Here is a 17,153-nt window from a genome sequence, read left to right on the forward strand (position 1 = left end):
GGTCGAAACTACTCATCGTGATCGCTCTACTGGCCGCCGCCGTTCTTCAAGACGACCCGTACACCCTCGACATCGGTGCCCCTGGGACTGTGGAAGTCCGGTCGGGCTACACTCGGACGGCTACTGGCCAAGCAGCGACTCCCGATGACATCGCCGCAGCCGCCGACGGGCTGCAGTACGTGTTCGTCGGCGAGAGCCACGACCAGCTTGCCCACCATCTGGCACAGACCGCCATCATCGACGCGCTTCTGAAGCGTGGCCGGGATGTGATCGTCGGTTTCGAGATGTTCACGCGGGACAATCAGCGCAACCTCGCGCCCTGGTCCGTCGGGTACTGGTCGCAAGATCAGTTCATCGAGAAGTCCGGCTGGGAAACTCAGTGGGGATTCGACTACAAGCTGTACGCGCCGATCTTCGACGCGATCCGGATCCATCGTCTGCCGATGGTCGCGCTGAACGTCCCCCGCGAATGGGTGCGCTCGGTCGGCCGAGAGGGGCCGGGAGCGCTGAACAGCGAGCAGCGCGAATGGGTGCCCGACCTGTTCCTGGAAGACGAGACCCACCGGGCGATCTTCGCCTCGATGATGGGCGGCCACCCGGTCACAGGCACGCAGGGCGAGAATATATACGCGGCTATGGTCACCTGGGACGAGGGGATGGCCCGCAGCGCCATAGACTACATGGACACAAGGCACAACAGGAACGCCGTGATGGTTGTAGTCGCTGGCTCGGGCCACATGATGTACGACCGGGGCATCAACTACAGGATCAAGCTTAGATCCGGCGCGGAATCGCTGAACATCACCTGCATCACGGCTTCCGAAACCCGATCCGTCAGCCGAGGCCTGGCAGATTTCGTATTCGTCTCCGAAGCTGAGTAGCGAGGGACGTCGTCCGCTTCTCTCAGGAGGCGTCACCCGCTTCGCCGTCGTCCGCTTCGCTGTCGCCTGATGGTCGCCTGGTCGTCGCCGCTGAGCTGGCCCAAGGCGACTACTAGGCAACTACTAGGCGACGGGTGGCATGGTTGTCCGGATGAACGTGCTGGGCAGCCATGATCTACTGCCTGCCAAACGACTGATTGATTCCTTGCCTCCAGGTTCATTTACTGCCCGCCTAGCCAAGACTCCACTGACAGTATACGTCGGAATCGTGCCATCAATCCGAATTATCAGTCAGTGCCGCTCGGCCCTTGAGAATTGACGATAGTCTGTAGATGGCAATCATGGCTGTGCCACACGATCATTGGCACAACCATGCCACCCAACGCCGGAGTTTGCCATGCCTCAGGACGCGGCGATCACGCGACTTGGTCTACAGGGGGTTACGTCCTGAGGCTCTCACCGCGAGCCTGCCGTAGCAGCCTCAGGACGTGTCGTTGCGGTTCATAAAGCCTGTAGATTGCGCGTCCTGAGGCATGGCGACAGTTCCCGGGCCAGGATTAGGTTCAAAAGAACCTACAGAAGGGGTGTGCGCGGGCTAGGCAGCGTGTTCTTGGAGTTTCGGCGTGGCAAAGCGGCCATCAGACCTCAAGATCGGGGCTGAATTTGGTATCATTGCACTCTGGAGGCGATGCCGTTTGATTCAGATCACAGTTGGCCAAAACGAATCCATTGACCAGGCCCTGAAGCGCTTCAACATGAAGCTGCAGCAGAGCGGGCTGCTTCGTGAGGTCAAGGAGCATACGTACTACGAGAAGCCGAGCGTCAAGAGACGGCGGCGGCAGCGCCGACGCCTGCACCGAACGTAGATCCGCACCCTCTTGGGCTCGCCTGTAGGGGAACAGCGCGGGTCACCCATGGCAGACTTCAAACTCCGCAGCCTTTGGCAATTCGACCGCTTGGACCCCAAGAGGTACCGGTGGCAGCTGTACCGAGTCTTTTCTCGCGGCCTGGGCGCCGTTCTCATGGGGCTCGTCTTGGCGATGCATCTCGTCTGGCCGGACGACATGCTCAAAGTCGCCGGGGCTATTGGCGCCAGCCTGCTCGCTGGCCTGCTGATCCGGTTTCACCTTCGCCAAGCGCCGCCTCGAGCCGTGACTCCGCGCGTCGCAGAACGCCTGCTCTGGACGACGGGCATGATCGGATTGCTCGGCGTCCAGCTCGTTCTCCAGCTCCGAGGCCAGGAGTTCGGCCCGCAAAGCCTCCTCCTGCTCGCGCCGATCGCCGCGCAAGCCATGCTCAGTTCGGCGCTTCTCGGCGCTGCCGCGAGCCTGATCGGAGTAACGGTAACCGTGGTGCTACTGGGATCGTTTGGCGCACTCGCCCCTGAACTGCTGGCTATGACGTGGTTCGCCGGCGCCGTCGGCGCGCACACGGTCAGCCCCCTCAAGCGACGCAGCGATCTGTTCCGGGCGCTCTCAGTACAGATCGTGGCCCACATCATCCTCGGCGGCGTCGCAGCCGTAGCCATAGCCGGCGGTCTGGCCAGCACCATCCTGACCCTTGGCTGGGCCGCGCTTGCGGCGATTATCGCGCTCAGCGTGTTCTGGTTCGGCGTCGCACTTCTCGAGCGGGCATTCGGCATCGTCTCGGACTGGACCCTGCTGGAGCTTTGCAGCCCTGAAAACCACCTCATCCGAGAGCTCAACCTCAAAGCCCCAGGAACGTACGCCCACTCTGTCGGAGTCGGCAACCTGGCAGAGACGGCCGCAAGGGAGATCGGCGCAAATGCGATTCTCTGCCGGGCGATGGCGTACTACCACGATATCGGCAAGCTCACCCGGCCAAGCTATTTTGTCGAAAACCAAGGCGACGAAAACGTCCACGACGAAATGGCGCCGACGCTGAGCGCCAAAGTGATCTCCGCGCACGTATCGGACGGAGTTGAAATGGCGAGAAAGGCGAAGCTCCCGAGCAGCATCATCGAAGGCATCCAGCAGCACCACGGCACGAGCCTGATTTCGTACTTTTATCATCGAGCGGTCGAGCAGAGCGACGGCGAGGCTGTGCTGGAAGAGAACTTTCGATACGACGGGCCAAAGCCGCGCACGAAGGAAGCAGCGATTCTGCACCTGGCTGACATGGTCGAGGCAGCCAGCCGCGCCGTACGAGGAAGGGCGCAGCTTGAGAAAGTCGTGAACAGCCTCATCGACGCGAGCCGAGCGGACGGTCAACTCGATGAGTCCGACCTATCGTTTCAAGAGCTGCGAACGATCACTGAATCGTTCAACCGTGCGCTCGGCGCGCTGAGGCATGAGAGAATCGCGTATCCTGGGCAGGACAGTGACGAGCCCGGCGAAGAAGAATCGGATATCGATCAAGAACGAATCATCAAGGCAATTGAAGCTTGAGCCCATACGTGACGCGATGCTGACGCTCTTGACCGAATACGATGTGCAAGCTTCGGAAGTATCCGTGCTGATCACAAGCGATGACGAGCTGCAACGCCTGAACCGCAGCTTCCGGAACCTCGACGAGACGACCGACGTTCTCTCTTTCCCTGCTCCTCACGCGGTATCAGGACAGCTCGGCGACATTGCGATATCAATCGAATTTGCCGAGGCGGGCGCTCTCCAGCGCGGAGTCGACTGCGAGTGCGAAATCGCGATGCTCGCGATTCACGGCGGTATGCACCTGCTCGGATTCGATGACTCCACCGACGAAGAGCGAGCGGATATGCTGGCGCGGATGAACGAGATCGCCAACAAGGTTGGCCTCCCGACCGACTCGGAGTGGTCTTCGCTGCCGCACGGAGGGAGCGCGTAGGTGGCATCTAAGGGAGACGTCAGCCCGTTCCGAGCCGCGTTCCACGGAATCATCCATACGTTCCGCACCCAGCGGCATATGCGTGTGCACCTCTACATCACGATGACCGTCGTGCTCGGGGCGCTGCTGCTGGACCTGCACGTTCGCGAAATCCTCGTGTTGATGTTCATGATCACGTTCGTCTTGGTCGCGGAGATGTTCAACAGTGCGATCGAGGCTGTCATCGATCTCGTTTCTCCCAACTATCACCCACTGGCCAAGTTTGCCAAGGACATCTCTGCGGGCGCCGTGTTGATTACCACGATCATGGCCATCGTCGTGGGAACGCTGATCGCGGTAGGCGATGTCCAGTGGGAGCGAATCCGCATCAGTTTGACGTCCCACGACTTGGGAACGCCAGTAATCGTACGGCTCATCATGGGTGCGGTCATCGTGTTGCTGGTCGTGGTCGTTGGCAAGGGGCTTGGGAAGCACGGGCAGATCCTCAGAGGAGGCATTGTTAGCGGCCACGCCGCCATCGGGTTCTTCTTTGCGACCGCGATGTTCTTCCTGACAGACAACATTCTAGTCACCGCGATCGGCCTCGGGCTGGCGTCTCTCGTAGCGCAAAGCCGGTGGGAGGCGAAGTTCCACTCCGTATTCGAACTGACGCTCGGTGCAACCGTGGGGATCATCCTCGGCGTACTACTATTCGGAGTGATGCCAAAGTGACGCGCAACGCTGACATGGAAATCCCTCCTAAACGTCTAAGGCGACGTATCGCGAACAGGGAGAATCGGGGCGCGATCATCGCCGGGCTGGCGCCGACCACGGTCGGTCTTGCGGCCGCTGCCAGCTTCATTGCAGCAGCCGAGGTCTCCGTTGGCACGGGGCTTGGCATCTCGGCATTGCTGTTGCTTACAATCGCTCTGAACGGCGTATTCGTAGCCGGAAACACAGCGATCGATCTCTTGAGGCCGTCCCATGCGAGAGCGATCAGCGACGACTCGACCGAAGATCGCAAGACGCTGCTCGACCTGATCGACAGAAAGCCCACGTTCGTCGCAGCGTGCTTCTTGGGCTCGTTGACGATGCGCGCGTGGATGGTTGCACTGACGGTCGTTCCGAGCCAAGGTGTTGTCGGCTGGCTGGCCAGTGAAGGGAGCGACCTGAACCGGTGGATCGCCGAAGGTGAGAGCGCTCGGGCTCCGCTCGTCTTGGTTCTGACTTTGCTCGTGCTGCTCCTCCCAGTCGCCGCCGTCAACGTAGTGTTCGGCGAGCTGGTTCCAAAGAGCTACGCTGTCGCGCATCCGATTTCAACTTCGCTAAGGCTGTACCGGGTTGTGTGCGTTTTCAACAACCTGTTCTCGATTCCGATTCGGGCTGCGGTCGTGCTCGGCGGACTGTTCACCAAACGGTTTGGAGCCATCGCTACGTTCGCCGTTGCCAACCCGACAGAACACGAAATCAAGGACTTGCTGGAGGAAGCGGAGGAGAGCGGCGAGATTGAGGAAGAGGAGCGCGAAATGGTTGCGTCCGTCTTCGAGTTCGGAGACACGACCGTGCGCGAAGTCATGACGCCGCGCGTAGATCTGAAGACGGCTCCCGTCGAGGCCAACCTTACAGACATCGCCAAGCTGGTAGAAGAGACCGGCCACTCGCGAATACCCGTGTACGACGGTACCGACGACGTGATTCTCGGCGTGATCCACGCCAAGGACGTTCTGAGCGCGATCGTACACGGCAGGAGTGAGACGCCTGTCAGAGAGTTGATGCGCCCGCCCGTCTTCGTGCCTGAGAGCAAGAGCCTCCACGATCTGCTGCAAGAGATGCGGCAAGGAAAGACGCAAATGGTGATCGTGCAAGACGAGCACAGCGGCACGGCTGGCATCGTCACGATTGAAGATATCGTGGAGGAGGTGATGGGTGAGATCGTCGACGAGTACGACGAGGACCTGCCGCAAATCGTCGCCCACGAGGGCGGGTTCTCTTCCGACGGCATGGTGGAGCTGGACAACGTAAACGAGGCGGTCGGCTCCGAGTTCGAAAGCGAGGAATTTGACACCATTGGCGGGTACGTATTTGGGCTGTTCGGTCGCCTGCCGAAGGTTGGGGATACAGTGGCGTCAGGCGGCTATGAGTTCACGGTTACCGAATCCGACAAGAAGCGGATACTGAGGCTCTCGATCCGGACCGTCTCCGACCGGTCGTCGGCTGAACGGTAACCGAGCGAATCCGGCGCTTAGGCGTCGTCGCCAGCCTCAGGCTTGCCATGCCCCATACTGGCCTCGGCCTCAGCCTGATTTCGGCAAATGTCGGCTTCCAGCTTCAGGCGCAACTGCTCCACCTCATGGTCGTTCCCCGATCTCGGCACGTAGATCGGCTCTCCAAACTGAATGACGCACCTTGCGAAGGGCTTTGGGACCATGTACGAATCCCAGGTCGGCGCAAGCCACCGGCGATCAGCCGAGATGCCAACGGGGACAAGGGCAGCGCCGGACCTCTTTGCCATCAGCATGATTCCTGGCTGAACAACTCCCTTCGGGCCCCGCGGGCCGTCCGGGGTGAACGCCATCGTCTCACCGCTCTTTAGAACGCGAATCGATTCGACGACGGCTCTTGCCCCGCCTTTGCCTGACGACCCGCGAACCGTCTTAAAGCCGAACCGGCGAAAGATCTTGTCCTGCATGTCTCCGTCGCGAGACTTGCTGATGATCGTCCAAACCCCTTGACCCTTGAAGTAGTTCGCCGCCACGAACGTGCTTCCGTGCCAGCCAGCCAGAATCTTTCCTCCTGATACCTTGTCGAAGTGATCCGCTCCGCGAACTTCAATCCTCAACGTCACCCCCACTGCCCTTGCGAGGAAATAGCCGATCGGGGGAAGGATGTACCGCCTGATGCTTCGCCAGAACTGCTTCACTGCAGCATCCCCTGGTCGCGAGCTGCTTGAGCCGCGTCGTGCAAGCCGTACAGATCGTTCAGTTCCTTCAGCCAGCGATCGGCGTCATCTGAATCGAGCTGCGCCATGGCGAGCAGAGCGTGCGGCCTTTGAGGGTCGTCCTTGTGCTCTTCCACAACGCTCCTGAGCAACGCTTCCCTCAATGCGCGGTCTATCTGTGCCTCGTCGGCCATCTTCATCCTTTCGACCGAGGAGATTCGGCCAAGACCGCCGCACTCTGCAAGACGGCGGATAACCTCGGGCCGCTCTGCTGCGGGCGCTGCCCGCAATAGTTCGACTACCGCCTCCACCTCGCCCTCCTTGTCATCCATGCTGCCCAAGGCGTCGGCGCGATCCCACATCGCCTTCAGGTCGTTCGGGTGCTCTGCAAGGTGCTTGTTCGCAGCCGCCAATCCAGCGGCGGGGCTCCGGCTGCTCATTTCGTCTAGCACCTCTCGTCCGTGCTCGAGCCGCTCCTCGTGCGGCGCGCGCATGATGAGCGCGATCAACAGCCCGCCGAGAAAGCCGAATAGATGGGCCCAATACGACGGCCCTCCGGTCTGGCCGACATTGAAAACGGCACCCAGGGCTTGCAGCGCGACCCAAACGATTGCGACGACTGCTACCGAGACGTTTACTCGCGGTGCGATCGGCACCTTTCGGCTGAAGAACCGGACGGACGAGTATCCGACGACTCCCGCGATCGCCCCGCTGGCGCCGATCAGCGGGCTTCCGACTCCGGTTGCCACAGCGAGCAGCCAGTGCCCACCGACACCCGCTAGGCCGCCTGCGATGAAGGCGGCGAAGAGCCTCATTGCACCGGTCTTCGCCTCGACCATCGGGCCGACGGCCGCAAGAAAGACCATGTTGCCGAGCAGGTGCAGCACGTTCTGGTGGACGAACAGGCATGCAAAGGCAGTGACCAGCGTCGGATGAAACGGGTCGAATCCGAGTGCCTCTATGTACCCCGGATAGAACGGCTGCAAGAACGCTACCGCGATGTTGATGGCGATCAGCGAAATTGAGAAAATCGGGAATCGAGGCGACGAGCTCAGCTAGGACACTCCTGGGCGATCATGCCTCTTGGTAAATCTCTTCCGGGATGTCGGCGTTTACATGCGTGTCCTTTACGTCATCAAGCTCCTCGAGAGCCTCCAGCAGCCTCACGACTTTTCTCAGTTCGTCATCGGTCGGCTCAGATTTGTTCGTCGCGATGCGGGTCAGGTTGGCCTCATCGATCGTGAAACCGGCCTCCGCGAGATGGGAGCTGCACTTGTGCAACGTATCGGCCGCAGTTACGACGACGAAGAACTCCTCGTCGTCGGTGATAACGTCTTCCGCTCCGCCGTCGATCGCCGCGAGCATGAGCGAATCTTCGTCGACTCCTTCCTTCTTCACGAGAATCTGGCCGACTTGCTTGAACTGCCAGGAGACCGAGCCGTTCTCGGTCAGGTTTCCGTTGTTTCGGCTCAGCGCGTGTCGGATTTCGCTGACCGTGCGGTTGCGGTTTTCGCTGAAGCAGTCGATCATGATCCCGACCCCGCCAGGCCCGACGCACTCGTAGGTGATCTCTTCGTAGTGCTCACCCTCGATCTCGCCCGTCCCTCTCTTGATCGCGCGCTCGATGTTCTCCTTCGGCAGCGACTCCGACTTCGCTTTGTCGATCGCGACGCGCAGGCGGGCGTTGCCGCTCGGATCGCCGCCGCCGATTTTTGCAGCTACGATGATCTCTCTCGCCAAACGAGTGAACAGCTTGCTGCGAAGGACGTCCTTTCGACCTTTCTGCCGCTTGATGGTTGACCACTTGCTATGGCCGGACATACGGGCTATTTTGGCAGATTCGATGCAACGGCGGTCTGCAACCGGCGTTCGCACAGATCGTTAGGCCAGGAACCTACACCTTTTCCAAATCCGATCCACGCACGAGCAGCATATAATGCGGCACGAACCTGATCTCCTCGTTCGTCAGTTGCTTTCGCTGTTCTGCCGAGATCGAGTCCAAGAACTTGTCCTGCATTCTCTTGGCGGCGCGGCGGTGCAGCTTGCCCTCTACGTCGGGGAGGCATTCGAGATCGACTCTGACGGCGATCTCCTGGTCGCTGTAGAAATTCTCGATACGACCGGTCAGGCCGGCCATGTGATCGTAGTATCCGGTCTCAGCGGACTCTTCCGGGGTCGTGGGCCTCGAAACCACCCGTACCCGGTTGCCTTCCTTGAAGCGCGCCATAGACGATTATTTTACCTGTCGGGAGTTCGGGAGTTCGGGAGTCCGGACGTTCCGATTAGTTCGGATTAGTTTGGATTGGTTCGGGTTGGTTCGGATTGGTTCGGGTTGGTTTGGATTGGTTCGGATTTGGCGTTGCCCCTCACACGTCGCTCGCGCACGGCCTGCCCTTCGGGACAGACCGTGGCACCCTCGACCCTCGACCCTAGCCTCTGGAACCATATTGTCGCCCAGCGCCTTCTAACCCGCGTTGGTACACTCCCGGCCATGAGCGAGCGCGAGTTCCGCCTGCGCGACACGATGTCGGGGCAGGTGAAGCCCCTGAAGGCCATCGAGCCAGGGCATTTGCGCTTCTACTCGTGCGGCCCGACAGTCTACGGCTACGCTCACATCGGCAACTTCCGCACCTTCCTCAACGCCGACCTGGTCGTTCGCACAGCCGAGGCGCTCGGCTGGAAGGTCACCTACGTCAGCAACATCACCGACGTCGGCCACCTGACCGAGGACGACGTGGCGGACGCTAGCGGCGAGGACAAGATGGAGAAGGCGCTCAAGTCCAAGGAAGGCGACCAGTTCGCCAATATCTGGGATCTCAGCGAGTTCTATGCGGAAGCCTTCAAGCACGACTGGAGGCGCATGAACCTGCGCGAGCCGGCGGTGCGCCCAAAGGCGACACAGCACATGCGCGAGCAGATCAAGGCGATCGAAGAGCTGATCGCCACAGGGCACGCCTACGAGACCCCGACCGGAGTGTACTTCGACGTCTCTTCTTTCGCCGACTACGGAAAGCTCAGCGGAAACAAGGAACAAGACAGCCTACAGGTCGCAGTTCGCGACGTCGTGCAGGACGACAACAAGAAGAGCCCCGCCGACTTCGCGCTGTGGAAGAAGGACGACAAGCACCTGATGCAGTGGTTCTCGCCGTGGGGCTGGGGCTTCCCCGGCTGGCACATCGAGTGCTCGGTGATGGCACACATGTACCTCGGCGAAACGCTGGACCTACACTCAGGAGGCGAGGACCTCGTCTTCCCGCACCACGAGTGCGAGATAGCGCAGAGCGAGAGCGTCGGCGACAAGCCGTTCTGCAACCACTGGATGCACGTGCGATTCCTGCAGGTGGAGGGCGAGAAGATGTCGAAGAGCGACGGCAACTTCTACACCGTGCGCGACATGATCGACGGCAAGGGCGCGGATCCGTTGGCTTTGCGGCTCGCCTTGATCTCTGTGCCGTACGGCAAGCCGCTGAACTTCACGATGCAGACGCTGCGCGACGCGGAGAGGAACGTGGAGAAGTTCCGAGCCGCCGAGAAGAAGGCTAAAGACGGGATCGAGTCCGGCACAGCGGGCGACGACGCGATCGGCGATGATCTGACGCGGCTGTACGACGAGGCGCTCGACGCCATGTGCGACGACCTCAACACTGCGGTCGCGATCGCCAAGGCGCTCGAAGGCGCGAAGGCGATCAACAGCGCGGATGTCGGCTCGTTTTCTAGCGGCGACGCGCGCGCTGCGCTCGATTTCCTCGACCGGATCAACGCCCTGCTGGGTATCGTGCGGGGCGATTACGGAGCCTGCTGCCCACCTGGTGAAGCCGAAGCGGACGACGAGCCGACCGTCGATGGCAAGACGATTAGCGAATGGATCGAAGAGCGCGCTACGGCGAAGGCGAACAGGGATTTCGAAGCTTCAGACGCGGTGCGCGACCAGCTCGCAGCGGCCGGGATTGAGCTACGCGACTCGCCCGACGGCACCACCTGGGTCAAGAAGTCAACGGTCTGAACTCGAACGTGGCATGGGCTTCCAGCCCATGAGTAGCTCGGGCATCTTGCCCGAAGAATCGGGCGGCATGCATCAGACTGAGGCATAAAAGCAGAATCCTCCACACTGCGAGTGTGGAGGGATGAACTGAACTATCCTTTCCGTTTGATCTTAGACCCGTCCGGGCTGAACGACGGATGAAAGTCGCTCGCCGCGCTGTTCGTCAGGTTCACCGGGTTCGTGCCGTCGGCGTTCATCGCGTAGACCTCCATGTTGCCGTCGCGGCCCGAGGTGAAAGCGATCTTAGACCCGTCCGGGCTGAACGAGGGCTCCCAGTCGACCGTCGCATTGTTCGTCAGCCTCAACTGGTTCGTGCCATCAGCGTTCATCACGTAGATCTCCCAGTTGCCGTCGCGGGCCGACGCGAAAGCGATCTGCGTCCCATCAGGGCTGAACGCTGGCTGCCAGTCGAACTCCTCGTTGTTAGTGAGCCTCACCGGGTTTGTGCCGTCGGCGTTCATCACGTAGATCTCACCGTTGCCGTCGCGGTGCGAGGTGAAAGCGATCTTCGACCCGTCCGGGCTGAATGAGGGATACCAGTCTGTGCCCGCTTTGTTCGTGAGCCTCACCTGGTGCGTGCCGTCGGCGTTCATCACGTATATCTCGTAGTTGCCGTCGCCGTGGTCCGAGGCGTAAGCGATCTTCCTCCCGTCTGGGCTGAACGCGGGGTTGCGGTCGAACGCGGTGTTGTTCGTGAGCCTCACCTGGTTCGTGCCGTCGGCGTTCATCACATAGATCTCCCAGTTACCTTCGGGTTTCGAGAGGAAGGCGATCTTCGACCCGTCCGGGCTGAACGAGGGCTCCAAGTCGAACGTGAGGTTGTTCGTGAGCCTCACTTGGTTCGTGCCATCGGCGTTCATCACGTATATCTCGAAGTTGCCGTCGCGCTTCGAGGTGAAGGCTATCTTCACTGGCGGCTCGGCGGAACCGTCCCCGCCGTCTCCGCCGCCGGAACCGATGGTGGCCAGTGCGATCACCAGAAGTCCGGATATCCACGCCGCACGCTTCATGCCCTCATTATAAACGGAGTTCTGATCTTTGACCAAAGGAATGGCCGCATCCAGCACCAGGGCAAGGGGCAGAGGAAATGCAGATACGGCCTAGGTTCAAATGAACATGCGGACGGAGTGCGTCGGCGGCTCACGGGGTGCCGCGAACGAGCCACGAAGGGCCGGGAGTCGTTCGCGGAGTGCGGCTGTGTGCCGTGTGCCACGGTCAGACCCCAAGGGCTTGTCCGTATGATCGCCGCAGATTTCGGACTAAGAGTCCGCGCTCCGTTCAGAGGAAGCCTCGGTCGGCCCCAAAGGGTTTGTCCGTGCTCGAATGGAGGGTGGCGCTCCTGCGACACCGCGCCCTCGGTCAAGCGTCGCTTCGACCCACTCCTAACCTCCCCCGGCCACGCGAGCTTGCGTCAGCAGGAAACACGATGGCCTAGGGAGGGAATTCAGAGGGAGCCTCGGTCGGCCCCAAAAGGGTTTGTCCGGGCGTTGGAGGGTGGCGCTCCTGCGACACCGCGCCCTCGGTCAAGCGTCGCTTCGACCCCCTCCTAACCTCCCACGGCCACGCGAGCTTGCGTCAGCAGGAAACGCGATGGCCTAGGGAGGGAATTCAGAGCGCAGACTCTTAGTCCGCGCTCTGTTAAATGGGTGACACTGCTGTTTGGCACGGGCATCCGAGCAACAGCGGCACGCGGGGCATCGCGAGTCGCCAGAGGGCACTACCTGGGTCAAGAAGTCAACGGTCTAGCCCTTTGCTTTGCCGAACAGCTGTTCAAACATCTTCAAGTAGTAAGACATGGTAGACAAGCCGACCTCAGCCCTTCGTTTGTCCAGGTTTTTCGGGTCCTCGACAGGTTTGGGCTGCCACTTGCCATCCTTGCTCTCGATCTGCGTGCCGTACCGCTGCTTCTTGCCGCCGTTGACCGCGACCCTGTCCCAGAGGTAGGCGAAGTCGGACTTCCCGACCTGATTCTTCTCGACCAGAGGCTCCATAAGGGCGAGGCACTTCTTCTGGAACTCGATGTCGCGATCCGAGTGCTGCACGAGCAGCCACGCGGCGTGCGCCGCCGTCGCACCGACCAAGGCGTACGTCGGCCAACCGTGCTCCGCTACGATCTCCTTGAGCCGCTCGCGGTTGGCCTTGTCCACTTGTGCGACCTCTTTCGCCAGTTCGGGCGGAATCTCTTCTCCGCTCTGGAAGAACTTCGTCATTCGGTTCCTGACCGCTTGGTCGGACACGCTCATGCTGATGAGCTCAGTCTCGAGAAGCGTGTTCCTGTCGATGACCTTGTCCTGATCGACGCCGTGGAGCGTGACGAGCAGGTGAATCAGGATGGCGGCAGTCCAAGGCATTTCTTATCGCGCTCGGTATCGTTAACTGTACTGGTCGCGTGTTGGTTCCGAAGAACACCCCTCGTGCTCTACAACGTTCGCTCGACCTCTTGCTGTGCCACGGCGTGCGACGGATCGATTTCAAGCGCTGTGCGAAACGCCACCATGGCGTCTTCGTTCTGTCCGGAGCGCTTCAGGCTGACACCGAGGTACGCGTATGCGTCGGCGTACCGATCGTTGATGCTGATCGCTTCGCGGAACTCGGCGATCGCCTGTTCGATCTCATCGATTTGCATGAGCGCCTGGCCGTGCTTGCAGCGCACGTCGGCAAAGCGAGGCGATATCTCAAGCGCCCTGCGGAAACGCTCTTCAGCATCTCTGTACCTGCCCTGATGAGCCAGTTCATCGGCCTCGCGGGCTATGTCCTCGGCATCGACCGTCTGGATAGGCTGAACAGCCTTCAGGGCATCGATGGCGGCGGCGAGATCGCCTTGCTCTACGGCCTGGACGGCAGCCTCGTATTCAGGGCTGGCGAGTCTCGGATCGCAAGTGGCGGCCTCTCGGACACGTTTCAAACCCTCTTCCTTCTTGCCCAATTCAAGGGCTCCTATGCCGTCATACAGGACCGCGAGACCGTATCGCGGGTTCATGGACAGCGAGAACGAAATCTCCCACTCCCGATCCTCTAGCCGTCCGAGCCTGTCGAATACCAGAGCGCGGAGCATTCGCAAATCTGCGTAGGCCGGCCGAAGACTGACCGCGTCATCAAGAAAATGAAGCGCCCTTGTCCAATCCCCGCTGGCGACTTCTTGCTTGGCTAACTTTCCCAGCGAGCCCGCCATGTAGTTCTTGGCACGCTCGCGAGTCGAAACGTCGGGATCGCTGGCCAGACAAATCTTGAACTGCTCTACGGCTACTTCGTACTCTGACGCGTCGAATGCCCTTACCCCAGCGTCGTAGTTCTCGTTCCGGCCAAAGCCGAACCACTTGCCTACCAGCTCCATCAGATTCTAAACCTAATCACCATGCTCCGGATGAATGAGCCCGAGGTCGTTGGCCGTCCGTAGCCGTTCGCCCGCCACTCCGTTGGCCGTACCTAATGACGACGGGCCACAGACGAAAGCACCTTCAAAAGGTGATCTTGAGCCCGTCGAAGCCAACGGTGACACCGTGCGGTTCAAGCAGCCTGCACAGTTCGTCGTGGGTCGCGCCACCGTTATGGCTGTGATGGGTGGTCAGAATTATCGTGCTGTCGGACACCGTCCCCATCCGGCGCAGGCGCTCGATGACCGCTAGGAACTCTCTGATGTCCAAGTGTCCGTTGTACGGCGTGGGATGCACCCCCTCGCTACACTCGAGCACGAGACAGTCCAGCTTCTGTTGTTCTAGAAACTCCCAGGACGGCTCGAACCAAACGCCCGTATCCGCACCGTAGAGGATTGTCGCCTGGCCGTCGTCGATCAGGAAGTTGTGGCAGTCTTCATCGTGCTTGTGATTGGCCTGGATGGGCGTAACCTTGTACTCCGATACCTTGATCGGACAGAAGCTCTTCGTCATGATCAGTTCGAACGGCCAATCAGGGTATCGCTCAAGAATCCGCCGGCATACGTTGGCGTTCGCATAAATCGGGAAGCCGACGAACTCCATGTCGTTGAAGGGGAAAACGGCGTACTGCAGCTCGTCGATAGAAAAGTGATCGGTGTCGGAGTGCGTGACCAGCAACGCTATCCAGTCACGCGTGTCCAATCCCGCTCGCGTGGTCTGATGCCAAGTGTCGGGTCCTAGATCGATTTTGAGAAGATCATCGACTATCGCCGCGCATCTCGACCGAACGTCTTTGCCTCCGTTTTCGCGAGCGTACTGACTGACGCGCGTATTGCCGAAGAACGCAGGTATGCCGTCCGCCGCACCTGTGCCGAGGAGAGACACGTCCATCAGGCAAAGTCCTTGAGCGACCACAGCACCAGCCCGCTCAGCAGCTTGGGGAAGTAGTACGTGCTCTTCTGCGGCATAAAGTCGCCGCATTCGGCGACGGCTCGCATATCATCGACCGTAGGCGGGTTCATCAGGAACGCCGCTGGGGAGCCGTCGCGCACGCTTGCGAAAGCCTCCGCCTCATCGCGCGTGTAGCCGAAGAAGTCGTGCCCCTTCAAACCGAGAATCCGCTCGAACACGAAGCTGTGCAAGATGCTCACGTCGAGGCGCTTCAATTTGACCGAGCCCGTACCCGGCTGCTGCTCGACGATTCGGTCCAAATCTCGGACCGCAGCCACCAGACCCACCTCGCCCGGAAGCGCGACGCCGATCGCACGGCCTCCTCCCTGTGCGATCTCGCCGATTCGGCGTAGAATCTTCGTGCTCGGCACCTCCTCGATCTCAAAGTGCTCGGCAAGCTTCGCGCGAAGTTCATCGGCAGTGCACGGCATCGACTTCAGAATGCGATGGGTCGGCAAGATGACGAGGCCTGGATCGTTGATGCTGCACAGCGCCATCAACATGAAGTCCTCCGGAATCAGGTTGCTCTTTTCGCCAAGGCGCTCACGAAATTCCAGTGCGGTTTCGTATCGGTGGTGGCCGTCGGCGATCCAAACCCTTCGCGATGCCATTGCGTCCGTGATTCTCGCGCATACGGCAGGATCGTCGAATCGCTCGAGCTGATGGCCGACGCCGCCTGAGTCCAACTGTGCGAGCGTGGCTGCCGGCGACGACGCGATGAGCTCGTGCAGTGAGCGATCCTGATCTTCAAACAGCCCAAAGATGCATTCAACATGGCTGCGGGTTGCTTCAAGTATTCGCATCCGATCCTCTTTGTGCTTGGGGAACGTCTGCTCGTGGGGCAGCACGACTCCGTTGCTGTACGGCTCGACCTTGATCGTCGCGAGCAGTTTTGTTCGCACGACCGTTCGCTCGGCGCCAGGAACAGCGAACTTCTGCGAGTACCGGTAGTAACGCGGCTCGCCGTCCAGTTCCAAGGCTCCGCTGCTGCGCCACTCCTCTAGGAGCGCAACGCTTCGTCCGTACTTGATGTACTTGCTGCGGTCGCCGTCCTTGGATTCGGGCAGCGTGATGCCCACGATGTTGTACGGGCTCTGCTCGGCAAGTGCGGCGCGGGCCTGCGGGGAAATCACATCGTACGGCGGAGCAACGAGATTGCTCAGGTCGCCAGCAACCCCTGCGAAGCGAAGCCCACGAAAGGGCCGGATCGTCGCCATGTGTATTGTTGAGTCTACACAAGCCCCGGCGAACCCGCTGGTAAACTCTGTTCTGTGCTCGCTGAATCACGACTTAAGGCCTACAAACAGCTTGCAGACAAGCGATTGCAAGCACTTTTGCCTGATGAGGACTCTGTACCACAGCAGCTTCACGAGGCGATGCGATACTCGGCATTGGCTGAGGGCAAGCGAATCCGTCCGGCGCTGTGCATGGCCGCCTCGATCTCTGTTGGTGGTTCTCCCGAAGACGTTCTCGACGCCGCGTGCGCGGTTGAGATGATCCATTGCTTCTCGCTGATCCACGACGACTTGCCGGCGATCGACGATGACGATCTCAGAAGGGGGCGACTTACGTGCCACATGCAGTTCAGCGAATCGATGGCGATCCTTGCAGGTGACGCGCTGTTCGCTCTCGCCTTCCAAACCGTCGCGGACGCAGGGTACGACAGCGACCGCACGGCGCGGGTTCTTGGGATTCTGGCTTGTGCAAGCGGTAGCGCCGGACTGGTCGGCGGCGAGGTGCTCGACGTGCTGAGCGAAGGGGCGGACCTGGACGAAAAGGGGATTCGAGGGATTCATCAGCGAAAGACCGGCGCGCTGATCGCGGCCGGCTGTGCGATCGGCGGAATCCTCGGCGGCGGAGATCAGCCTGAGATAGCGGCGCTGCAAGCGTACGGCGAATCAGTCGGCCTAGCGTTTCAGATCGTCGACGACATTCTGAACGAGACGGCAAGCGAGAGCGAAATGGGGAAGGCCGTGGGATCTGATCGCGAGCGCGGCAAATCGACGTACGTTGCCGTTCTTGGATTGGCAGGGGCACGGTCAGCCGCTACTCGATCGACCACTGCCGCTATCGACGTACTCGGCCCTATGCACGGCGATACCGAAGCGCTCGTCGAGCTTGCCGAGTTCGCGATTTTAAGGCACTCTTGACGCCGATGCGACCGG

The 17,153-nt window shown here is 60.6% G+C and carries 17 protein-coding genes; 8 read left to right on the forward strand and 9 right to left on the reverse strand.

Annotation, left to right across the window (positions count from 1 at the left end; translation table 11 throughout):
• Nucleotides 1-17 precede the first annotated feature (17 nt).
• The 6 genes from IH944_10845 to IH944_10870 all read left to right on the forward strand — a co-directional run bounded on the left by IH944_10845 (nt 18) and on the right by IH944_10870 (nt 5,908).
• A complete protein-coding gene (locus IH944_10845; GenBank protein ID MCH7905046.1) occupies nt 18-881 on the forward strand; it encodes a ChaN family lipoprotein in 864 nt (287 codons plus the stop codon).
• A 695-nt stretch (nt 882-1,576) separates the two neighbouring features.
• On the forward strand, nt 1,577-1,747 hold the full coding sequence (gene rpsU / locus IH944_10850) for a 30S ribosomal protein S21 (GenBank protein MCH7905047.1): 171 nt from the start codon (nt 1,577-1,579) through the stop codon (nt 1,745-1,747).
• Between the two features lie 48 nt (nt 1,748-1,795).
• Nucleotides 1,796-3,289 carry an HDIG domain-containing protein gene (locus IH944_10855; GenBank protein MCH7905048.1) on the forward strand — a complete coding sequence of 498 codons (1,494 nt, stop codon included), beginning with the start codon at nt 1,796-1,798 and terminating at the stop codon, nt 3,287-3,289.
• Nucleotides 3,279-3,704, forward strand: a complete 426-nt coding sequence (gene ybeY, locus IH944_10860) for an rRNA maturation RNase YbeY (GenBank protein ID MCH7905049.1) — start codon at nt 3,279-3,281, stop codon at nt 3,702-3,704. The genes IH944_10855 and ybeY overlap by 11 nt, the downstream gene beginning before the upstream one ends.
• Nucleotides 3,705-4,415, forward strand: coding sequence for a diacylglycerol kinase (locus IH944_10865; protein ID MCH7905050.1), 711 nt, complete (start codon nt 3,705-3,707; stop codon nt 4,413-4,415).
• Nucleotides 4,412-5,908, forward strand: coding sequence for an HlyC/CorC family transporter (locus IH944_10870; GenBank protein ID MCH7905051.1), 1,497 nt, complete (start codon nt 4,412-4,414; stop codon nt 5,906-5,908). Before IH944_10865 ends, IH944_10870 begins: the two co-directional genes overlap by 4 nt.
• 17 nt (nt 5,909-5,925) lie before the next feature.
• Here IH944_10870 and IH944_10875 read toward each other — a convergent pair whose 3' ends face one another.
• From IH944_10875 to IH944_10890, 4 genes are all read right to left on the reverse strand, one after another.
• Nucleotides 5,926-6,603 carry a lysophospholipid acyltransferase family protein gene (locus IH944_10875; GenBank protein ID MCH7905052.1) on the reverse strand — a complete coding sequence of 226 codons (678 nt, stop codon included), beginning with the start codon at nt 6,601-6,603 and terminating at the stop codon, nt 5,926-5,928.
• On the reverse strand, nt 6,600-7,607 hold the full coding sequence (locus tag IH944_10880; protein ID MCH7905053.1) for a rhomboid family intramembrane serine protease: 1,008 nt from the start codon (nt 7,605-7,607) through the stop codon (nt 6,600-6,602). The genes IH944_10875 and IH944_10880 overlap by 4 nt, the downstream gene beginning before the upstream one ends.
• Before the next feature lie 88 nt (nt 7,608-7,695).
• Nucleotides 7,696-8,442, reverse strand: a complete 747-nt coding sequence (locus IH944_10885; GenBank protein ID MCH7905054.1) for a YebC/PmpR family DNA-binding transcriptional regulator — start codon at nt 8,440-8,442, stop codon at nt 7,696-7,698.
• Between the two features lie 73 nt (nt 8,443-8,515).
• The gene (locus IH944_10890) at nt 8,516-8,848 is read right to left on the reverse strand and encodes a hypothetical protein (protein MCH7905055.1); all 333 of its coding nucleotides are present in this window, start codon (nt 8,846-8,848) and stop codon (nt 8,516-8,518) included.
• A gap of 264 nt (nt 8,849-9,112) precedes the next feature.
• Between IH944_10890 and IH944_10895 the strand changes: the two genes are divergently transcribed.
• Nucleotides 9,113-10,624 (forward strand): cysteine--tRNA ligase, encoded by a 1,512-nt coding sequence (locus tag IH944_10895; GenBank protein MCH7905056.1) that lies wholly within the window; start codon nt 9,113-9,115, stop codon nt 10,622-10,624.
• A gap of 131 nt (nt 10,625-10,755) precedes the next feature.
• On the opposite strand, the gene IH944_10900 is transcribed toward IH944_10895, so the two are convergent.
• The 5 genes from IH944_10900 to IH944_10920 form a co-directional block, all read right to left on the reverse strand.
• On the reverse strand, nt 10,756-11,673 hold the full coding sequence (locus IH944_10900) for a PD40 domain-containing protein (protein ID MCH7905057.1): 918 nt from the start codon (nt 11,671-11,673) through the stop codon (nt 10,756-10,758).
• A 732-nt stretch (nt 11,674-12,405) separates the two neighbouring features.
• Nucleotides 12,406-13,014, reverse strand: coding sequence for a hypothetical protein (locus IH944_10905; protein ID MCH7905058.1), 609 nt, complete (start codon nt 13,012-13,014; stop codon nt 12,406-12,408).
• Between the two features lie 68 nt (nt 13,015-13,082).
• Nucleotides 13,083-13,997: a tetratricopeptide repeat protein gene (locus tag IH944_10910; GenBank protein MCH7905059.1), complete on the reverse strand. Its 915-nt coding sequence runs from the start codon at nt 13,995-13,997 to the stop codon at nt 13,083-13,085.
• 124 nt (nt 13,998-14,121) lie between these two features.
• On the reverse strand, nt 14,122-14,928 hold the full coding sequence (locus tag IH944_10915; GenBank protein ID MCH7905060.1) for a hypothetical protein: 807 nt from the start codon (nt 14,926-14,928) through the stop codon (nt 14,122-14,124).
• Nucleotides 14,928-16,205, reverse strand: coding sequence for a DUF1015 domain-containing protein (locus IH944_10920; GenBank protein ID MCH7905061.1), 1,278 nt, complete (start codon nt 16,203-16,205; stop codon nt 14,928-14,930). Before IH944_10920 ends, IH944_10915 begins: the two co-directional genes overlap by 1 nt.
• Nucleotides 16,206-16,259: 54 nt before the next feature.
• Here IH944_10920 and IH944_10925 point away from each other — a divergent pair, with 54 nt between their 5' ends.
• Nucleotides 16,260-17,138 (forward strand): polyprenyl synthetase family protein, encoded by an 879-nt coding sequence (locus IH944_10925; GenBank protein MCH7905062.1) that lies wholly within the window; start codon nt 16,260-16,262, stop codon nt 17,136-17,138.
• Nucleotides 17,139-17,153 lie beyond the last annotated feature (15 nt).

It is taken from the genome of Armatimonadota bacterium, from assembly GCA_022563855.1.
In the GTDB taxonomy this organism is placed as follows: domain Bacteria; phylum Armatimonadota; class Fimbriimonadia; order Fimbriimonadales; family Fimbriimonadaceae; genus JADFMN01.

Coding starts and splice junctions, on each gene's coding strand:
- IH944_10855 (MCH7905048.1), top strand. CDS start 1,796: ATGGCAGACTTCAAACTCCGCAGCCTTTGGCAATTCGACCGCTTGGAC.
- IH944_10885 (MCH7905054.1), bottom strand. CDS start 8,442: ATGTCCGGCCATAGCAAGTGGTCAACCATCAAGCGGCAGAAAGGTCGA.
- IH944_10890 (MCH7905055.1), bottom strand. CDS start 8,848: ATGGCGCGCTTCAAGGAAGGCAACCGGGTACGGGTGGTTTCGAGGCCC.
- IH944_10895 (MCH7905056.1), top strand. CDS start 9,113: ATGAGCGAGCGCGAGTTCCGCCTGCGCGACACGATGTCGGGGCAGGTG.
- IH944_10900 (MCH7905057.1), bottom strand. CDS start 11,673: ATGAAGCGTGCGGCGTGGATATCCGGACTTCTGGTGATCGCACTGGCC.
- IH944_10905 (MCH7905058.1), bottom strand. CDS start 13,014: ATGCCTTGGACTGCCGCCATCCTGATTCACCTGCTCGTCACGCTCCAC.
- IH944_10910 (MCH7905059.1), bottom strand. CDS start 13,997: ATGGAGCTGGTAGGCAAGTGGTTCGGCTTTGGCCGGAACGAGAACTAC.
- IH944_10915 (MCH7905060.1), bottom strand. CDS start 14,928: ATGGACGTGTCTCTCCTCGGCACAGGTGCGGCGGACGGCATACCTGCG.
- IH944_10920 (MCH7905061.1), bottom strand. CDS start 16,205: ATGGCGACGATCCGGCCCTTTCGTGGGCTTCGCTTCGCAGGGGTTGCT.